Origin of the sequence: Methyloradius palustris (assembly GCF_019703875.1) — a bacterium.
GTDB lineage: Bacteria > Pseudomonadota > Gammaproteobacteria > Burkholderiales > Methylophilaceae > Methyloradius > Methyloradius palustris.
Map to the genome: position 1 here is coordinate 451,822 of NZ_AP024110.1, position 18,225 is coordinate 470,046.

Sequence of the window (18,225 nt, forward strand, 5' to 3'; positions counted from 1 at the left end):
CCAACATATTTCCCAAAATCAGACCTCTGACGACCAGGCAACCTTCATCATTTTCCATGCTTAAAATCTACAATACCCTCGCGCGCGAAAAACAACTGTTTGTCCCTATTGTTGCTGGCAAAGTCAGTATGTATGTATGCGGGATGACAGTCTATGACTATTGCCATTTGGGCCATGGCCGCGTGATGGTGGTATTTGACATGGTCAATCGCTGGTTACGCGCTTCAGGGTTTGATGTTACCTATGTGCGCAACATTACTGATATTGATGACAAGATCATCAAGCGTGCGAACGAGAATAACGAAACCATTGGCGAGTTAACCGCTAGATTTATTACGGCAATGGATGAAGACGCAGCCAAACTTGGCGTAATGCGCCCAGATATCGAGCCGCGTGCAACAGATTATATCGGTGGCATGGTGAGCATGATCGTAGCCTTGATTGCCAACGGCAATGCCTACGCAGCAGACAATGGCGATGTATTTTATTCGGTGAATAGCTTTGCCAACTACGGCAAGTTATCAGGTAAATCTCTTGAAGACTTGCGTGCGGGCGAACGTGTAGAGATTGATGCCTTCAAGCGTGACCCCATGGATTTTGTATTGTGGAAGTCCGCCAAGCCTAACGAACCAAGCTGGGATTCACCTTGGGGTAAAGGCCGTCCAGGCTGGCATATCGAATGCTCAGTGATGGGCGAACATCATTTAGGCAAGCATTTTGATATTCACGGCGGCGGCCAGGATTTGCAGTTCCCGCATCATGAAAACGAGATCGCCCAATCTGAGGCAGCCCATCACTGCACCTTTGTGAACTACTGGATGCACAACGGTTTTATCCGTGTGGTGAATGAAAAAGATGGGCTGGATGAAAAGATGTCCAAGTCCCTCGGTAATTTTTTCACTATTCGTGATGTACTGAAAAAATATGATGCCGAGACAGTACGCTTTTTCATATTACGCGCCCAATATCGTAGCCCGCTCAATTACTCGAGTGTCCATCTTGATGACGCTAAAGCAGCATTATCGCGCCTATATACCTCGTTACGAGGTTTGGATGTTGCAGATATTGAAATTGATTGGCATCAACCAGCCGCCGCGACCTTTAAAACTGCAATGGATGATGACTTTAATACGCCAGAAGCTATCGCAGTATTATTCGATCTAGCGAACCAAGTAAATAAGGCAGGGTCATTAAAAGAAGCTGGCTTGCTTAAAAAATTGGCCAGCATTTTAGGCTTGTTACAGAGAAATCCTGAAAGCTATCTACAAGGCGAAGTCGAAGTTGGCGGTATATCTCAAGAGCTGATTTGGATGCTTATCAATCAACGGCTAGATGCAAAAAAAAATAAGGACTTTGCTTTGGCTGACAGTATTCGTAAGGAATTGCTTGAAGCGGGTATTGTGCTTGAGGATCATTCATCTGGTACTAGCTGGCGTAGAGTTTAATATTCCATCATTTAATATTTATGCATGTGATTCCTGACTTTTTTGGCTATACTCAATCTATGCTTATCAATTCATGTTTATGTAAGCGCAATTAAATAATCATGCTGCTTAAAAAATCCTTTGTTGTTTTATTGAGCTTAGTTCTGTATTTCAGCCTGCTTGCCCAGCAGACGCATCAGACCTATGCCGAGGATTTTGACGTGCCTACATTGATGGATATTCCGCATGTTGAGGCGGATAGCAAGGTGGATAGTAATGAGCCTATGCTGTTCTCGCAGTCCTTGACTCCATCCAAAAGCATTCCTCGTAACGCTGATAGTCTTTTCCATACCCAATATCACCAGCCTGAATTCGCCCTGATTTTACGGCCTCCCAAAGCTATTTCTATCTAGTTTTAATCAGGTTGGCCTAACACTTGCTACGCTTTATACCGTTTGCTTGTTAATGTGTTTGAGCCAACTTGTATTGATTCCTTCTGGCTTACCCATGCTTTGTCATGCACGGCAGCAAGCCAGTTTCATTAAATCAATGAATAGAGTGAGAATGAATAGTCTTGTTAAGTGGTACTCAGGCTCAAATGAGCTTGATCCTGGCGTCAGTCATATTAGATTTCCCCGAATGCTGTTGATGCACTGTAAGCGACTAATAGCAGCGATGCTGTCAGTTTTCGCGCTTTCAGTTTCTCCTGCACAAGCCGCCCCTGTCTTTACGCTGCAACAAGTGCTGGATAGCGCCATGCAGCAAAACCCTGCAATCGCCATTATCCGCGCACAAGAAGATGCAGCACAGGCTACAGTCACGACGGCTAAATCTTTTGCCAACCCAGAGATAGATGCAGGTATGGGACCAACCCGCTTTCGCACCACCAACCAATCCGATAGCAGAAACTGGGGTGTTGGATTATCCCAGCCACTGGAGTTTTCTGATGTTAGAACTGCACGTCGCGAAATTGCTGAGTCGAATGTGAAGGCTGTGGGATTCAACTCTGAATTAACGCGGATTGAATTGCGCAGTCGAGTAAAAAGTGTCTTTTACGAAGTATTACAACGGCAAGCCGTATTAAAGCTGGTGGAAGACGACCGCAATTCGCTCAAGCAGATTCGTGAGCGTGTGAAACTGCGTACTGATGTAGGTGAATCGCCACGCTATGAGCTGATTAAGGCCGATACAGAAGCTTTAGCAGCTGAGCGCGACTATCAGTCTGCGATTGTGCGGGTGACAGAAGCCAAGGCTTATTTGCGCGGTTTGATAGGCAATTCAATGCCAGCCGATTATGAGTTGGCAGGCGAGTTGCCGCTGGTGGATACCTTGCCAGACCTCATCACACTGCGCGACAAAATTGATCAAAGCCCATTGTTGCAGCAAATCCGTGCACAGAAAGAAACCGCAGAAGCCAAGCTCAGGCTGGAAGAAAGCTTGCGCAACCCTGGGCTCACGCTCAAAGCTGGCATAGATCAAGACCCAGACCTGACAAGCCTGCGTTTTGGCCTAGCAATTCCTTTACCTTTATGGAACCAGCGTCAGGGCCAGATTGCGGAGGCTTCTGCTAATGTCATGCAAGCACAGGCACATGTCAGTGATCGTGAGCTGGCCTTACAGCGTGATATTGAGTCTTCGTATCAACGCTATTTGATTGCGCAAGGGCAAGTCGCTGCTTTTGAAAATGGCTTACTGAGCCAGGCTGAATCAGTGTTGAAAGTTGCAGAATCAGCTTATCGATTTGGTGAGCGCGGCATACTGGATTATCTAGATGCGCAACGTACCTATCGCAGTGTAAGAAAAGACTATCTCGCAGCACGCTATGACTATATCAACGCGATGCTGGAAATTGAGCGCTTGCTCGGTACCGAACTTTTGGAGGTTAAATCGTAATGGCTGTTTATTTAAATACTAACAACATGATGTTGAACAAATCGAATGTCATCAAACCACTCTTAATTAGCCTTTTAATTGCATTCTGTCTCGTTGGCTGTAAAGCCAAAGAAGAGGCAAAGCCAAAACAAGAAGCGGTTGATCCCAATATTGTCCAATTGACGCCATTACTCGAAAATGAAGTCAAATTGGTGACAGCCAGCATGTCTGATGTTCGCGAAGTATTGCGAATTCCTGGCAGCATACAGGTGGAAGATCGTCGTATGGCTCGGATTGGCGCATCGGTCACTGGGCGTATTACAGATATTGATGTGGTGCTGGGCCAAGAAGTAAAACAGGGGCAAGTTTTGGCAACGCTCAACAGTACAGAACTCGGACAAAATCAGCTGGTTTACATCAAGGCACAACAGCAGATTAGCTTGCAGAGTCGTGCTGTAGATCGAGCAAAGCTGCTGCTGGAGTCCGACGTCATTGGTGCTGCAGAATTGCAACGCCGCGAAGCTGAATTAAGCGCAGCGCAAGCTGATCTGAATGCGGCAGGTGACCAACTAGAAGTATTAGGCATGTCTAAAACGGCAATTGCTCAGCTTGCAAAAAGTTCGCAAATCCATTCTTTCAGCAGCGTATCAGCACGACTTGCAGGCACAGTTATTGAACGTAAGGTGAACCTTGGGCAAGTTGTTCAGCCTGCTGAGCAACTCTTTACAGTAGCTGATTTGTCGCATGTATGGGCAGTGGCAGAAGTGCCCGAACAGCAGGCTGAGCTGATTCAAGAGGGTGAGGAAGTGAATATAGAAATTCCTGCGCTTAGTAACAAACAGTTTACTGGCAAGCTCATCTATGTAGCGGATGTGGTGAATCCGCAAACACGTACAGTGACAGTGCGAACCGATATGGAAAATCATGAGCGCGCTATCAAGCCAGAGATGTTAGTTTCAATGCTGGTGCAGTCTAAACCAGTACCCAAACTCACAGTGCCTATGCAATCGATTGTGCGTGAGGATAATAAAGACCATGTGTTCGTGCAAATCGCACCCAGAAAATTCCGCCTGCGCGAAGTAACGCTAGGTTCGGAATATGAAGGGATGGTCACTATCGAGAGCGGTGTCAGTGAAGGCGAGATTCTAGTCGGCGAAGGCGCATTTCATGTCAATAACGAGCGCAAACGCAAAGAATTGGAGTAGGCCATGATTGAGTCACTGATTCGCGCTGCGCTCAAGCAGCGCTTGATTGTTGTCGTCCTCGCCATTGCATTGATGGCGGCTGGTTTGTTCGCAGTAAAAAAACTGTCGGTAGATGCATTTCCTGATGTCACCAACGTACAGGTATTAATTGCCACACAGGCGACTGGTAAATCACCAGAAGAAGTCGAGCGCTTCATCACGGTACCGCTGGAAATTTCCATGACGGGTTTGCCTGGCTTGACTGAGATGCGCTCGCTCAATAAAAACGGCTTGTCGCTGATCACCTTGGTGTTTACTGACGATACCGATGTGTTCTTTTCGCGCCAACTGGTGATGGAGCGCCTAATGGAGGTGATGGACCGCATGCCAGCGGGGGTTACGCCTATTCTTGGCCCAGTATCTACGGGCCTAGGTGAGGTTTACCAGTACACGCTGGATAAACCTACAGATGGAAGTAGCGAACTTAGCCAAGCTGACCTTACCGAGCGTCGGTCTATTCAGGATTGGGTGGTTCGCCCAATGCTGCGTGGTATTCCCGGTGTGGCTGAAATCAATTCACAGGGTGGCTATGTCAAGCAGTATCAGGCGCTTGTGAACCCTGATCGTATGAATCACTACGGACTTAAACTGCAAGATGTTTATACCGCACTTGCCCGTAATAATGCCAACAGTGGCGGTGGAGTGTTGCCGCACTATGCCGAGCAATACCTGATTCGTGGCGTGGGCTTGATTCAAAACGTGGAAGACATTCGCGCCATTGTGCTTAAAGAGCAAAACGGTGTGCCTGTTTATATGCGCGATGTCGCTGAAGTGCAGATTGGTAACGAGGTGCGTGTAGGTACTGTGGTCAAAAATGGCTATACCGAGTCAGTCGGCGGTGTGGTTATCATGATGCGTGGTGGTAACGCCAAAGAGGTGGTCAGCCGCGTTAAAGAGCGGGTACAAGAGATTAATGACAAAGGGATGCTGCCAGAAAAGCTGCAGATCATTCCATATTATGATCGAAGCGAACTGGTGGATGCTGCGCTACATACAGTAGTAAAAGTGCTGATTGAAGGCATTATTCTTGTCGTCATTATCTTGTTCTTATTCTTGGGTGACGTGCGTTCCAGCTTGATTGTGGTCACTACCTTGGTGCTCACTCCACTTATTACTTTTATCGCGATGAATTATCTCGGTATTTCTGCGAATCTGATGTCGCTCGGTGGTTTGGCGATTGCGATTGGTTTGATGGTAGATGGCTCGGTGGTGGTGGTAGAAAATACTTTTCACCAATTAGGCCATAGACCTGGTGAGAGCAAGATACGCGTGGTACTGGAAGCAGCTTCAGAAGTAGGTACGCCTGTATTGTTTGGTGTCGGTATCATCGTGCTGGTATTCCTGCCCTTGATGACACTCGAAGGCATGGAGGGCAAGATGTTTGCACCTCTTGCCATGACAATTGCGATTGCCTTACTGGTATCGCTAGTGTTGTCTCTCACTTTGTCGCCAGTGCTTTGTTCTTATATGCTCAAAGGCGGTAGCGGTGAAGATACCAGGATGATCCAGGCCATCAAACGGCCTTATTTGTCTATGCTCAACTGGGCATTGAATAATGACAAAAAAACGATCGGCCTGGCAACGGCGGTATTTGTGGTATCCGTTATGATTGTGCCGTTATTGGGGACATCATTTATTCCCGAAATGAAAGAAGGCTCAATCGTTCCAGGCATTAACCGTGTGCCTAATATCTCGCTTGAAGAATCAACCAAGATGGAAATGAAGGCCATGAAGTTGATCATGGAGCAAGTACCAGGTGTGAAATCAGCAGTCTCAGGTGTTGGTCGTGGCGAAAGCCCTGCTGATCCGCAAAGCCAGAATGAGTCCACGCCTATTATCAGTTTGAAACCGCGTAGCGAGTGGCCTAAAGGTTGGACGCAGGATGACATTGCCGCCAAGATGAGCCAAGTGTTGGAAGATGGTTTGCCAGGTATTCAAGTGGTGATGGCGCAGCCGATTTCAGACCGTGTGGATGAGTTGCTGACTGGTGTACGTTCTGATGTGGCAGTGAAAATATTTGGTGATGATATGGGCTTGCTCAAGGCAAAAGCCGATGAAATTGCCAAAATTGCAGGCACTGTTCGCGGCGCAGTTGATCTACGTGTAGAGAAGGTTTCGGGTCAGCAATATCTCAATATTGTGATTGATAGGCAAGCTATTGCCCGTCAGGGTATCAATGCCTCAGACATTCACGACATCATTGAAACGGCAGTAGGCGGCAAGGTGGCGACTGACATTTACGAAGGTCAACGTCGCTTTAGTGCTGCGGTGCGTTACCCAGAAAGCTTCCGCGATAATGTGACTGCGATAGGCAATATTCTGGTGACTTCGCCCAATGGCTCGCGCGTAGCTTTGCATGATCTGGCAAAAATCGAGATTCGTGATGGTCCTGCGCAAATCAGTCGTGAGTTGGCTAAACGCCGTATTGTGATTGGTGTTAACGTAAAAGACCGCGATCTGGGTGGTTTTGTGGCTGAGTTGAAACAGGTGCTAGATAAGCAGCTAAAATTACCAGATGGCTATTATCTTGAGTACGGTGGCCAGTTCCAGAATATGGAGCGTGCACTGGGTCATTTGATGGTGATTATCCCGATTACGATCGCGGCAATCTTCTTCCTGCTATTCCTGCTGTTTAATTCGGTACGCTATGCCACCATGATTATCATGGTGCTGCCGTTTGCCTCGATTGGCGGCATCTTCGGCCTGTTTGTGACGGGTGAATACCTATCTGTACCCGCATCGGTGGGCTTTATCGCGCTGTGGGGTATTGCCGTATTGAATGGTGTGGTGCTGGTGTCATACATCCGCACCCTACGAGATGAAGGCATGAGTCAGGCAGAAGCCATCATTCATGGCTGTAAACAGCGGTTCAGGCCGGTGATGATGACAGCAACGGTGGCCATGCTGGCACTCGTTCCTTTCCTGTTTGCGACCGGCCCAGGCTCGGAAATTCAGCGGCCATTAGCGATTGTGGTGATCGGGGGCTTGATCACTTCAACCTTGCTAACGCTAGTCGTGGTGCCTACGCTGTATCGTAAATTTGAAGAATCAAGAATCGAGGCTTGAGATGAATAATCGTGACATATCAAGACTATGTTTAAGGAGTGATAGATGAAAGAAATCAAAGCAGTTGTACAGCCGCATCGGCTAGCCAAAATTCGCTCTGCGTTGCGCAATATCAAGGGTTTTCCTGGCATGACTGTGAGCAAGGTGGACGGTTGTGGCCACCACCTTGCCAAGCCATCACACGGCATAAGGGAAGAGCTGACTGACTACAGTCCCAAAGTGCATATAGAAATGGTCGCTCCCGATGACTTAGTTGAGGGCATCTTGCAGATACTGGTAGAAGTAGGACACACAGGCCAGGCAGGTGATGGCATTGTCTGGGTGACGCCAGTAGAACGCATGATCAGGCTTTCTGAGCAGATCACGGTGCTTGATTGCTAGCATTTTAATAACAAGATTTGTTCTTAAAACAGGCGCTTTTAGCGCCTGTTTTTTATTTGGCTTTTACTCGCATTCTTGAATTCTTAATTGAAGCATCACAGATGTTTCATATTTCAAATCAAGAATCGCATCATGAATACTCTCCATACGCATGTCGATCCGCAACCTGATTCTTCATTCACGCACTACATGGCCTTGGTCACTGAAACTTGGCCGCCAGAGATCAATGGTGTGGCCATGACTTTGCAGCGCTTGATCCATGGCATGCTGGCTAAGGGCTGGCAAGTCCAAGTAGTCAGGCCAAGGCAAAAAAGTGATGGCCGTAAGTCTGATGTGCATGTTGAGCTGCAACATGGCATAAGGCATGTTTTGGTGCCTGGCTTGCCGATTCCTGGATATAACGGTTTGCGCTTTGGTATGCCGATGCTAGCTAAATTGCGCGAGCAGTGGAAAAGGAACAGGCCAGATGTTGTGCACATTGCTACAGAAGGCCCACTCGGCTGGGCGGCGCTCAAAGTGGCGAAAAATCTGGGCATTCCAGTCACCAGTAGTTTCCATACGAATTTTCATAGTTACTGTAAGTATTACCGCATGGGCTGGCTGCGCGGCATGGTCATGCGTCATTTGCGCGTGTTTCATAATCAATCCAGCCTCACCATGGTACCTAATGCCATATTGAGCGATATGTTACTTGAGGAAAATTATCGTAATGTCGTGGTGCTGGGCCGCGGGGTTGATAGCGGATTATTCTCTGCGCATAGACGAAGTGCTGCGTTAAGGGCTGAATGGGGTGTTGAAGACGATGCTCTCGCAGTCATTTATGTAGGCCGGATGGCAGCGGAAAAGAACCTGCATGTAGTGGTAAAAGCTTTCACGGCTATTCAGCAAAATAACCCAAAAGCTCGCATGATCTGGGTTGGCGATGGCCCCGCTTTGAAGAAGTTACTCAAGAAACACCCTGACCACATATTCTGCGGCGCACAGTTGGGTGAATCGCTGGCCGAGCATTACGCCTCTGGCGACTTATTCCTGTTCCCCAGCATGACAGAGACTTTTGGCAATGTGGTCACAGAGGCAATGGCAAGCGGCTTGGCGGTGGTTGCTTATGACTATGCTGCGGCTGAGATTTTTATCAAGCACAACAAGAATGGGTTGATTATGCCTTTCGGCGATCAAACTGGCTTTATTCAGGCCGCGATTGATATTGCTAATGACATACCGCAATTAAAAAAACTCGGCCAATCTGCGCATCTGGCTGTGGCTGATTACTCATGGGATAAAATCTTCAACCATTTTGATGCTTATCTCAAGCATGCGGTGGCACAGAAATCGGCGATTGAGCCTAGTGAATTAATCACAGAAGAAGTTTAATCCATCGCAAACAGGGCAACATTGCCTGTTTGGTTTTACGGTAAAATCCAACTATGGATATCTACCAACTCGCAAAACCATTGCTGTTCAAGCTTGATGCCGAAAAGGCACATGACCTCACGTTAAAGTCTCTGAACTTAGCCGAAAAATCAGGCTTGTTGGGCTTGTTGCCCAAGCCACCAGCTTGCCAGCCAAGAACCGTGATGGGCGTTACATTCCCTAATCCAGTGGGGTTAGCCGCAGGGCTGGATAAAAATGCCGCCTACATTGACGGCCTCGCCGCATTGGGTTTTGGTTTTATAGAAGTAGGTACCGTCACGCCGCGCCCGCAGCCTGGCAATCCCAAGCCCAGATTGTTCCGGGTGACGGAAGCAGAAGGCATCATCAACCGTTTTGGCTTTAACAATGCAGGGGTAGATGCGCTGGTCGAGAAGGTGCAAGCTGCAAAACTCAAGGGAGTGCTAGGCATCAATATCGGTAAGAACTTTGATACGCCGAATGAACGAGCTGTCAATGATTACCTGTACTGCATGGCCAAAGTCTATGCCCATGCGACCTATATAACCGTCAATATCTCTTCACCCAACACCAAGAATTTACGCCAGTTACAGGAAAAAGAAGCCTTGTCGGCTTTACTTGGCACGCTCAAGCAAGAGCAATTACGGCTAGCTGAGCAACACGGACGCTATGTGCCAATCGCCCTGAAAATCGCGCCAGATTTAGAGGCTGAGCAGGTGAAAGAAATCGCTGATTTATTGCTGGCACACAAAATTGATGGCGTTATCGCCACTAATACGACTTTAGCTCGAGATCCTGTTGTCGGCCTTAAAAATGCCGAAGAGACAGGTGGGCTTTCAGGCGCACCTGTGCGCGATAAATCGACATTGGTCATCAAGCAACTTGCCCAACGCCTACAAGGCCAGATACCGATTATCGGTGTGGGCGGCATACTCAGTGGGCAAGATGCGCTTGATAAAATCAAGGCAGGTGCTAGCTTGGTTCAAGTCTATAGCGGGCTGATCTATCGCGGTACAGGGCTTGTGCGAGACATTTGTTATCGCCTTGGCTGATTAAGCTAGCTTTATATCAACTACGTAGGCTGATAATCGGCCATCCCTGCGTTTTCGCGTAATCTTCCAATACGGGGTCAGGATCTACTGCGATCGGTTTATCTACCAGTTTCATCAGCGGCAGATCATTGTGTGAATCGCTGTAAAACCACGTAGTTTCAAAATCAGCTAGTGTTTTGCCTTGCTCTGCCAGCCAAGCGTGCAGGCGTGTGACTTTGCCTTCTTGAAAACTAGGGATGCCAGTTGCTTTGCCAGTGAATTTCCCATCGATTTCTTCTGGCGTGGTGCCAATCAGATTATCGATACCAAAGGCCGTTGCGATGGGCTTGGTGACAAAGCTGTTGGTGGCGGTGATGATCATGAGTAAGTCACCATTCTGGCGGTGCTTTTCCACGAGTGCTTTGGATTTCTTCGTCATCATTGGCAGGATCTTTTTCTGCATGTATTGCGCATGCCATGTATCCAGTTGTTCGCGGGAGTGCAGGCTTAATACCTTGAGTTGGAATTCGAGGAAGGCGTAGATATCGAGTTTGCCATCTTTGTAATCCTGATAGAACTGGTCGTTAACGGTTTGCTGTATCGCGCGGTCTAGCACGCCGATTTCTATAAGGAATTGCCCCCACTGGTAATCGCTGTCGCCAGCAAGCAGGGTGTTGTCTAAGTCAAATAACGCAAGCTGCAAAATACTCTCCGAAATTTAAAGATGTTGAAGTCGATGGAATGCTGTGCGAACCTAAAGTGCATATTCAAGGTCATTTTAACTATGAACTTCCCTGATGGTTTACTTCCTGCAACTTTATTATGGACAGCCAATATTCTGGCGGTGTTCATTCTTTACCTCGCGGTCAGAACAGCCGATTGGCGATTGCTCAAAAATGAAACTTGGCAACATGTGTTTTTGGGGTCATCGGCCACACTTATTCTCTTATGGAGCATTAAAGCAGGTATCAAGCCCGCGCTGGATTTCCACATGTTGGGTGCAACTTTACTTAGCCTGATGTTCGGCTGGCAGTTTGCCTTGATGGCTTTATCGCTGGTGTTGCTCGGTATCACGGTTTTTGGCATGGCAGGCTGGGAATCTTTAGGCCTTAATTTTATGCTGATGGGCATCATCCCCGCGCTATTCAGCTATAACTTTTTCCGTTGGGTAGATCGTAAACTGCCTAACCATTTTTTTATCTATGTGTACGTCACCAGCTTTGCTTCGGCCGCCTTGGCGATCACGCTGTGTGGAATAGCTGCAATATTGGTGCTTAGTCTATTTGGTGTTTATACAGACCATTATTTGACACAAAACTATCTGCCATATTTCATCTTAATGGCATGGTCTGAAGCCTTGCTGACAGGTATGGCGGTCACCATGATGGCCGTTTACAGGCCAGAGTGGCTGGTCACATTTAGCGATAAACGCTATCTGGATAACGAAGATTGAATATGGCATCACGAGTTAAAAAGCCGCCAAATTCATGGCGGCTTTTTAACTACTATACAAGTTGCGGGTGTGCCCGCTCTTTGGTATGAAGCTTGTTCAAGCCGTTGAGGTAAGCTTTTGCCGAGGCAATCACAATATCAGTATCAGCACCCTGGCCATTCACAATGCGCCCGCCTTTTGCCAAACGTACAGTGACTTCGCCTTGTGCATCCGTACCGCTAGTGATGTTATTCACTGAATACAAAAGCAACTCTGTTCCGCTGGAGACTATGTTCTCAATCGCCTTGAAAGAGGCATCCACTGGGCCGCCGCCATCAGATTCAGCACGTTTTTCAACGCCATTATCCAAAATAGTAATGATGGCATGCGGTGTTTCACCCGTTTGTGAGCAAACTTGCAAATAGGCGAGTTTGTAATTTTCGGTGGCTTCATTCAAGACTTCATCGCTAACCAAAGCCTGTAAATCTTCATCAAAAATCTCAGACTTTTTATCAGCCAAGGTTTTGAAGCGTGCAAACGCTGCATTTAATGCATCTTCGCTATCCAAGGTAATACCGATCTCGGTCAAGCGTGTGCGGAAAGCGTTACGACCAGACAATTTACCTAATGTGAGCTTGTTTGCGCCCCAGCCGACATCTTCGGCACGCATGATTTCATAGGTCTCGCGGTGTTTGAGTACGCCATCTTGGTGGATGCCAGACTCGTGGGAGAAGGCGTTAGCGCCAACAATCGCCTTGTTTGGCTGTACCGGGTAACCCGTAATGCTGGAGACAAGTTTCGATGTCGCCACAATCTGCGTGGTATCGATGCTGGTTTCTAATTGGAATATATCTCGGCGGGTTTTCACCGACATGACTATCTCTTCTAAACTAGCGTTGCCAGCACGTTCGCCTAAGCCATTGATCGTACATTCCACTTGGCGGGCACCATTCATAACTGCTGCAAGGCTATTGGCGACTGCCATCCCGAGATCGTTATGGCAGTGCGTTGCCCAGACGACTTTGTCTGAGTTCGGCACGCGTTCGATCAATTGCTTCATGCGCTCACCCCAGTGGGCAGGAATCGAGTAGCCGACGGTGTCAGGCACGTTCAGTGTGGTAGCGCCTGCCTGAATAACTGCATCGTAAATTCGGACAAGAAAATCCATGTCTGAACGCACGGCATCTTCGGCTGAAAACTCTACGTCATCGGTATATTCTAAAGCCCATTTCACGGCCTGCACGGCACGTTCCAAAACTTGGTCCGGCGTCATGCGTAACTTGTTTTCCATATGGATGGGCGAGGTCGCAATAAAAGTATGAATGCGTCCTTTTTTTGCTGGCTTGATCGCTTCACCAGCACGACGGATATCATTTTCATTAGCACGTGCAAGTGAGCAGACCGTAGAGTTTGTAATCACTTCTGCAATCGAGTGAATCGCATCAAAATCACCTGGGCTCGCAGCGGCAAAGCCAGCCTCAATGACATTCACGCCTAATTTCTCAAGCTGGCGTGCAATGCGGATTTTCTCTTCTTTAGTCATCGATGCGCCAGGGCTTTGCTCACCATCGCGCAATGTCGTATCAAAAATAATTAATTGATTGTTTTTGGTTGCGGTATTCATTTTATTTGTTCCTAAATTCTGCCTTCGGATTGTATGTCAAATTAGCACAAGTTTTCCGCAGGTCTTTATTCGGTATGCTGATTTTTAAGCATACATTCACTCGTCATAAGCTGCTATGGCGAACATGGGTACTACCAGATTGTGTGTGGGATATTTAGCGCGCGCAGCGCAGCAGACGGTCAGCCAAGAGTAGGCTGGTCTGTGAAGATGAAACTGAAATGTAGTGTTTTGAGCACATAGTGACGTGAATATAATATTTTTTATCTTGCTACGCAAGCCATCTTGGTGAGAATCATGGATTTGCGTAGCTGCTAATCTTTAGACTTCTTGTGATGCTGAAGCTGCTTTTTTGCCTAATCGCCCAATTGACCATAGTGCATAGGCAGACAAGCCATAAGCCACCGAGACCATAAACAGGACTTCTGGTGGGCTATATGAGATCAACACAAAACCAAGCACGATAAGTAGTATCACCACAAATGGCACGCTGCTGCGTAAATTGATGTCTTTGCCACTGTAATAGCGCAAATCGCTCACCATGGAGAGCCCCGCAAATACGGTAATGCCCCAGGCCAGCCATTTCATTTTTATCCAGCCAAAGAATATTTCATCGCCGACAATGCCGTTATCAAATGATACCCAGACTAAGCCTGCCAATAGAGCCGCTGCGGCGGGGCTGGGCAAGCCCTGAAAATAGCGTTTATCGCTCTCGTCCAGCTTGGTATTAAACCGAGCGAGCCGTAATGCCGCACAAGCACAATAGATGAATGCTGCAATCCAGCCTAATTTACCCATGGGTTTTAATGCCCATACATAGAGTATCAGTGCTGGCGCAACACCAAACGACACCATATCTGACAGGCTGTCATATTCAGCACCGAATGCGCTTTGGGTATTGGTGAGGCGAGCTACACGACCATCCAGGCCATCCATCACCATGGCAATAAAGATGGCGATGGCTGAGCGCTCAAATTCACCACTCATGGCCTGTACAATTGCATAAAACCCTGCGAACAAAGCCGCGGTAGTAAAGAGGTTAGGCAACAGATAAATGCTGCGCTCACGCAAGCCTGATTGTATGAGTGGTTTTTTGCGACGCGGGCGCGGTGTGGCTTCAGCCATATCGAACATCTCTTTAAGTTTATTGTTTGAATGTAGCAAGTTTGATTTTGCTTAGTATATCAAAGCTGGATAGATTGACTATGGTAGTATCGCGGCTTAATTTTTAGTCTTAATTTTAAACAAAAGTGCGTCACTAATATTTTGATTAAGTCACGCTTTAATAAGTAACCTTAACACGTATGAAATTTAATCTAATCAAACAAGATGGTGCTGCCAGGCGAGGCCTTGTGAGCTTGGCGCATGGCGATGTGCAGACGCCTGCCTTTATGCCAGTCGGCACTTATGGCTCAGTGAAATCACTCTCGCCTATAGAAGTAAAAGAAATCGGTGCGCACATCTTGCTCGGCAATACTTTCCATTTGTGGTTACGGCCAGGGTTGGATGTGATTGAGGCGCATGGCGGCTTGCATCAGTTTATGGGCTGGGATGGCCCCATACTAACCGACTCTGGCGGTTTTCAGGTGTGGAGTCTGGGCGCGCTACGTAAAATTTCTGAAGAAGGCGTTAAGTTTCGTTCCCCCATCAATGGTGACAGCTGTTTCCTGACGCCTGAAGAATCCATGCGCATCCAGCGTGTATTGAACTCCGACATCGTGATGGTGTTTGATGAATGCACGCCTTACCCCGCTACGCATCAGGAAGCCAATGACTCGATGCAGCTTAGCCTGCGCTGGGCCAAGCGTAGCAAGGCCGCACATGAAGGTAACGCTAACGCCCTGTTTGGCATTATCCAGGGCGGCATGCATGAAGATTTGCGTAATGAATCTCTCGCAGGTCTTGAAGAGATTGGGTTTGATGGTTACGCGATTGGCGGCTTGTCGGTCGGCGAGCCGAAAGAAGATATGTTGCGCATTCTTACCCATACCGCGCCGCAGATGCCGAAAAATAAGCCGCGTTATCTAATGGGGGTGGGCACGCCAGAAGATTTAGTGGCTGCCGTTTCGCAAGGCATTGATATGTTTGACTGCGTGATGCCAACACGCAATGCACGCAATGGATGGCTATTCACGCGACACGGCGACATCAAGCTCAAAAATGCGCGCTATAAATTAGATACTAGCCCGTTGGATGCTGAGTGCACTTGCTACACCTGCCGTAATTTCAGCCGCGCCTACTTGCATCATCTGCACAGGCTTGGCGAAATATTGGGTTCACGCCTTAATACCATCCACAATCTACATTATTACCAAGAGCTCATGGCTGGCATGCGCAAGGCGATTGAAGAAGGTAACTTTGCCAGTTTTAAAGAAGAATTCGCTAGAAACCGGGCAATTCACGTTAAGGCTTAGTAGTGTATGGGCACTCTATGCTAAAATTTTTCGTTTTACTCTAACCAACTTAAGCAATATTAAAGTTACAGAAAAGGTCACTCATGTTTATTAGTAACGCATATGCAGCCACAGGTGGCGCTCCAGAATATACCCAATTCCTTTTTCCAATCGCGATTGTAGTATTGTTTTATTTCATGCTGATTCGTCCACAGATGAAACAGGCGAAAGAACAACGCAAGATGATTGAAGCTTTGCAAAAAGGTGATGAAGTCAGCACATCAGGCGGCATCATCGGTACAGTAAGTAAAGTGGGTGATAGTTTTGTCGCGATTGAAATCGCCGCTGGCGTGATTATTAATGTACAAAAACCGACCATCCAGACTTTGCTGCCTAAAGGCACCATTAAGTCTATTTAGCCAAGTCTTTTTAATCAGTCAGTTCAAACCATAAATCAACTTCTAATCTCTTAGACACATCATTTGCGAGCCGCATCATGAACCGCTATCCATTATGGAAAAACCTGCTAGTGATATTTGCCTTGGTATTCGGCATTGTGTATTCCTTGCCAAATATCTTCGGTGAATCGCCTGCAGTCCAAATCTCGCCGAATAAAAATACGGTCAAAATTGAGCCGGCATTGCTGGATCAGGTGGAGAATGCTTTAAAAGCGCAAAACATCAAGTTTGACCATTTGACGCTGGAGCCAAGTGGCATCAAGGTGCGCTTTGATGATACGGATACCCAACTTAAAGCTAAAGATGTATTGCAGAAGAGTCTGGGTGATGATTACGTCGTAGCACTCAACCTACTGACGCGTTCGCCGTCATGGCTGGCCAGCATTGGCGCATTGCCGATGTACCTTGGTCTGGATTTGCGCGGTGGTGTGCATTTCTTGCTGCAAGTGGACATGAAAGCCGCGCTGGATAAAGCGACTGATCGTTATGTGGGTGATTTCCGCTCTTCACTACGCAATGAACGTGTGGCTTATCTTGGGATATCACGCGAGGGTCAATCTGTGCAGATTCGTTTCAGTCAGTCGGCTGAACTTGAGAAAGCCAGAAAAATCATTGCCAAGGATTCCCCAGATTTAACGCTCAAAGACAGCGATACTGGCACTGAAAAACTGTTGATTGCAACGCTCAATCCCCAAGCACAAAAACGCATTCAGGATTTTGCGCTCAAGCAAAACATTCAAACCCTGCACAACCGTATTAACGAGCTGGGTGTTGCCGAGCCGATTATCCAGCAACAAGGCTCAGATCGCGTAGTCGTGCAGTTGCCAGGTGTGCAGGACACGGCCAAGGCGAAAGAGATACTTGGTCGCACAGCAACGCTTGAGATACGCCTTGTAGATGAGGAAAAGAGTGATGCCAGTACATTGGATGCTGCGAGCAAAGGTCAAGTGCCTTTTGGCGACGAATATTATGTTGGCCGAAATGGACAGCCCATTCTGGTGAAAAAGAGTGTGGTGCTCACTGGGGAATATATTACTGATGCTGGTCCAGGCTTAGATTCGCAGAATGGCGAATCTGTGGTGCATGTCACATTTGATGGCCGTGGTGCGCGTATTTTCAAGCAAGTGACCAAAGATAACGTTGGCAAGCGCATGGCTATTCTACTGGTTGAAAAAGGTAAGGCAGAAGTGATTACTGCCCCAGTGATTCGTGAGGAAATCGGCGGCGGCCGCGTGCAAATCTCAGGTATGGCCAGCGTACAAGAAGCTACGGATGTTTCGCTGCTGTTAAGGGCTGGTGCTCTTGCCGCGCCTATGGAGATTGTTGAAGAACGCACCGTTGGGCCAAGTATGGGTGAAGAAAACATTAAGCGCGGTGTGCATTCTACGTTATGGGGTTTCCTTGCAATTGCGGTATTCATGGCTATTTACTATATGGCCTTTGGCACAGTCTCAGTGCTTGCCTTGGCAATCAATCTATTGTTCCTGTTGGCATTACTTTCAATCCTGCAAGCGACCTTGACCTTGCCAGGCCTTGCCGCGATTGCGCTTACACTCGGTATGGCGATTGACGCCAACGTGCTGATCAACGAACGTATCCGTGAAGAGTTGCGCAATGGCAATACGCCACAGGCTTCTATACACGCAGGCTATGACCGCGCATTTGATACCATTTTGGACTCAAACGTGACGACGTTTATTGTGGGTTTGATGCTGTTCAGTTTTGGCTCAGGCCCAATTAAAGGGTTTGCCGTCGTGCATATGCTGGGGATTTTGACCTCAATGTTTAGCGCTGTGGTGGTATCAAGAGCCATCGTGAATCTGCTTTACGGCTATCGCCGCAAAGTTACTAAACTCGCAATTGGTTAATTGGCTCCAGTGCATACAAACCAGACGCTTTATCAAGAATGATGCG

Annotated in this window: 15 protein-coding genes; 12 read left to right on the forward strand and 3 right to left on the reverse strand. The window is 47.6% G+C overall.

Annotation, left to right across the window (positions count from 1 at the left end; all coding sequences use genetic code 11):
- Positions 1–56: 56 nt before the first annotated feature.
- The 8 genes from cysS (at position 57) to ZMTM_RS02390 (ending at position 10,428) form a co-directional block, all read left to right on the forward strand.
- Positions 57–1,445 (forward strand): cysteine--tRNA ligase, encoded by a 1,389-nt coding sequence (cysS, locus tag ZMTM_RS02355; RefSeq protein ID WP_221764742.1) that lies wholly within the window; start codon positions 57–59, stop codon positions 1,443–1,445.
- 101 nt (positions 1,446–1,546) lie between these two features.
- On the forward strand, positions 1,547–1,837 hold the full coding sequence (locus ZMTM_RS02360) for a hypothetical protein (RefSeq protein WP_221764743.1): 291 nt from the start codon (positions 1,547–1,549) through the stop codon (positions 1,835–1,837).
- Positions 1,838–2,099: 262 nt separating this feature from the next.
- Positions 2,100–3,317 carry a TolC family protein gene (locus tag ZMTM_RS02365; protein ID WP_225907064.1) on the forward strand — a complete coding sequence of 406 codons (1,218 nt, stop codon included), beginning with the start codon at positions 2,100–2,102 and terminating at the stop codon, positions 3,315–3,317.
- On the forward strand, positions 3,317–4,501 hold the full coding sequence (locus ZMTM_RS02370) for an efflux RND transporter periplasmic adaptor subunit (RefSeq protein WP_318840522.1): 1,185 nt from the start codon (positions 3,317–3,319) through the stop codon (positions 4,499–4,501). Before ZMTM_RS02365 ends, ZMTM_RS02370 begins: the two co-directional genes overlap by 1 nt.
- Before the next feature lie 3 nt (positions 4,502–4,504).
- A complete protein-coding gene (locus tag ZMTM_RS02375; protein WP_221764744.1) occupies positions 4,505–7,606 on the forward strand; it encodes an efflux RND transporter permease subunit in 3,102 nt (1,033 codons plus the stop codon).
- Between the two features lie 45 nt (positions 7,607–7,651).
- Positions 7,652–7,987, forward strand: coding sequence for a P-II family nitrogen regulator (locus tag ZMTM_RS02380; protein WP_221764745.1), 336 nt, complete (start codon positions 7,652–7,654; stop codon positions 7,985–7,987).
- 132 nt (positions 7,988–8,119) lie between these two features.
- The gene (locus ZMTM_RS02385) at positions 8,120–9,358 is read left to right on the forward strand and encodes a glycosyltransferase family 4 protein (protein WP_225907065.1); all 1,239 of its coding nucleotides are present in this window, start codon (positions 8,120–8,122) and stop codon (positions 9,356–9,358) included.
- Between the two features lie 53 nt (positions 9,359–9,411).
- Positions 9,412–10,428: a quinone-dependent dihydroorotate dehydrogenase gene (locus tag ZMTM_RS02390; RefSeq protein WP_221764746.1), complete on the forward strand. Its 1,017-nt coding sequence runs from the start codon at positions 9,412–9,414 to the stop codon at positions 10,426–10,428.
- A gap of 16 nt (positions 10,429–10,444) precedes the next feature.
- On the opposite strand, the gene ZMTM_RS02395 is transcribed toward ZMTM_RS02390, so the two are convergent.
- Positions 10,445–11,110 carry a histidinol-phosphatase gene (locus tag ZMTM_RS02395; RefSeq protein ID WP_221764747.1) on the reverse strand — a complete coding sequence of 222 codons (666 nt, stop codon included), beginning with the start codon at positions 11,108–11,110 and terminating at the stop codon, positions 10,445–10,447.
- A gap of 81 nt (positions 11,111–11,191) precedes the next feature.
- Here ZMTM_RS02395 and ZMTM_RS02400 point away from each other — a divergent pair, with 81 nt between their 5' ends.
- Positions 11,192–11,860 (forward strand): energy-coupling factor ABC transporter permease, encoded by a 669-nt coding sequence (locus ZMTM_RS02400; RefSeq protein ID WP_221764748.1) that lies wholly within the window; start codon positions 11,192–11,194, stop codon positions 11,858–11,860.
- 52 nt (positions 11,861–11,912) lie between these two features.
- On the opposite strand, the gene ZMTM_RS02405 is transcribed toward ZMTM_RS02400, so the two are convergent.
- Positions 11,913–13,463 carry a 2-isopropylmalate synthase gene (locus ZMTM_RS02405; RefSeq protein WP_221764749.1) on the reverse strand — a complete coding sequence of 517 codons (1,551 nt, stop codon included), beginning with the start codon at positions 13,461–13,463 and terminating at the stop codon, positions 11,913–11,915.
- Between the two features lie 318 nt (positions 13,464–13,781).
- Positions 13,782–14,585 (reverse strand): CDP-diacylglycerol--serine O-phosphatidyltransferase, encoded by an 804-nt coding sequence (gene pssA / locus ZMTM_RS02410; protein WP_221764750.1) that lies wholly within the window; start codon positions 14,583–14,585, stop codon positions 13,782–13,784.
- A 179-nt stretch (positions 14,586–14,764) separates the two neighbouring features.
- On the opposite strand from pssA, the gene tgt reads away from it, so the two are divergent.
- From tgt to secD, 3 genes are all read left to right on the forward strand, one after another.
- Positions 14,765–15,874, forward strand: a complete 1,110-nt coding sequence (gene tgt / locus ZMTM_RS02415) for a tRNA guanosine(34) transglycosylase Tgt (RefSeq protein ID WP_221764751.1) — start codon at positions 14,765–14,767, stop codon at positions 15,872–15,874.
- A gap of 83 nt (positions 15,875–15,957) precedes the next feature.
- Positions 15,958–16,272 (forward strand): preprotein translocase subunit YajC, encoded by a 315-nt coding sequence (yajC, locus tag ZMTM_RS02420; protein ID WP_221764752.1) that lies wholly within the window; start codon positions 15,958–15,960, stop codon positions 16,270–16,272.
- A 77-nt stretch (positions 16,273–16,349) separates the two neighbouring features.
- On the forward strand, positions 16,350–18,179 hold the full coding sequence (gene secD, locus ZMTM_RS02425; protein WP_221764753.1) for a protein translocase subunit SecD: 1,830 nt from the start codon (positions 16,350–16,352) through the stop codon (positions 18,177–18,179).
- Positions 18,180–18,225 lie beyond the last annotated feature (46 nt).

Bases quoted from the DNA above. Each gene is read 5' to 3' on its own strand.
- cysS (WP_221764742.1), top strand. From the start codon at position 57: ATGCTTAAAATCTACAATACCCTCGCGCGCGAAAAACAACTGTTTGTC.
- ZMTM_RS02360 (WP_221764743.1), top strand. From the start codon at position 1,547: ATGCTGCTTAAAAAATCCTTTGTTGTTTTATTGAGCTTAGTTCTGTAT.
- ZMTM_RS02365 (WP_225907064.1), top strand. From the start codon at position 2,100: ATGCTGTCAGTTTTCGCGCTTTCAGTTTCTCCTGCACAAGCCGCCCCT.
- ZMTM_RS02370 (WP_318840522.1), top strand. From the start codon at position 3,317: ATGGCTGTTTATTTAAATACTAACAACATGATGTTGAACAAATCGAAT.
- ZMTM_RS02375 (WP_221764744.1), top strand. From the start codon at position 4,505: ATGATTGAGTCACTGATTCGCGCTGCGCTCAAGCAGCGCTTGATTGTT.
- ZMTM_RS02380 (WP_221764745.1), top strand. From the start codon at position 7,652: ATGAAAGAAATCAAAGCAGTTGTACAGCCGCATCGGCTAGCCAAAATT.
- ZMTM_RS02385 (WP_225907065.1), top strand. From the start codon at position 8,120: ATGAATACTCTCCATACGCATGTCGATCCGCAACCTGATTCTTCATTC.
- ZMTM_RS02390 (WP_221764746.1), top strand. From the start codon at position 9,412: ATGGATATCTACCAACTCGCAAAACCATTGCTGTTCAAGCTTGATGCC.
- ZMTM_RS02400 (WP_221764748.1), top strand. From the start codon at position 11,192: ATGAACTTCCCTGATGGTTTACTTCCTGCAACTTTATTATGGACAGCC.
- ZMTM_RS02405 (WP_221764749.1), bottom strand. From the start codon at position 13,463: ATGAATACCGCAACCAAAAACAATCAATTAATTATTTTTGATACGACA.
- pssA (WP_221764750.1), bottom strand. From the start codon at position 14,585: ATGGCTGAAGCCACACCGCGCCCGCGTCGCAAAAAACCACTCATACAA.
- tgt (WP_221764751.1), top strand. From the start codon at position 14,765: ATGAAATTTAATCTAATCAAACAAGATGGTGCTGCCAGGCGAGGCCTT.
- yajC (WP_221764752.1), top strand. From the start codon at position 15,958: ATGTTTATTAGTAACGCATATGCAGCCACAGGTGGCGCTCCAGAATAT.
- secD (WP_221764753.1), top strand. From the start codon at position 16,350: ATGAACCGCTATCCATTATGGAAAAACCTGCTAGTGATATTTGCCTTG.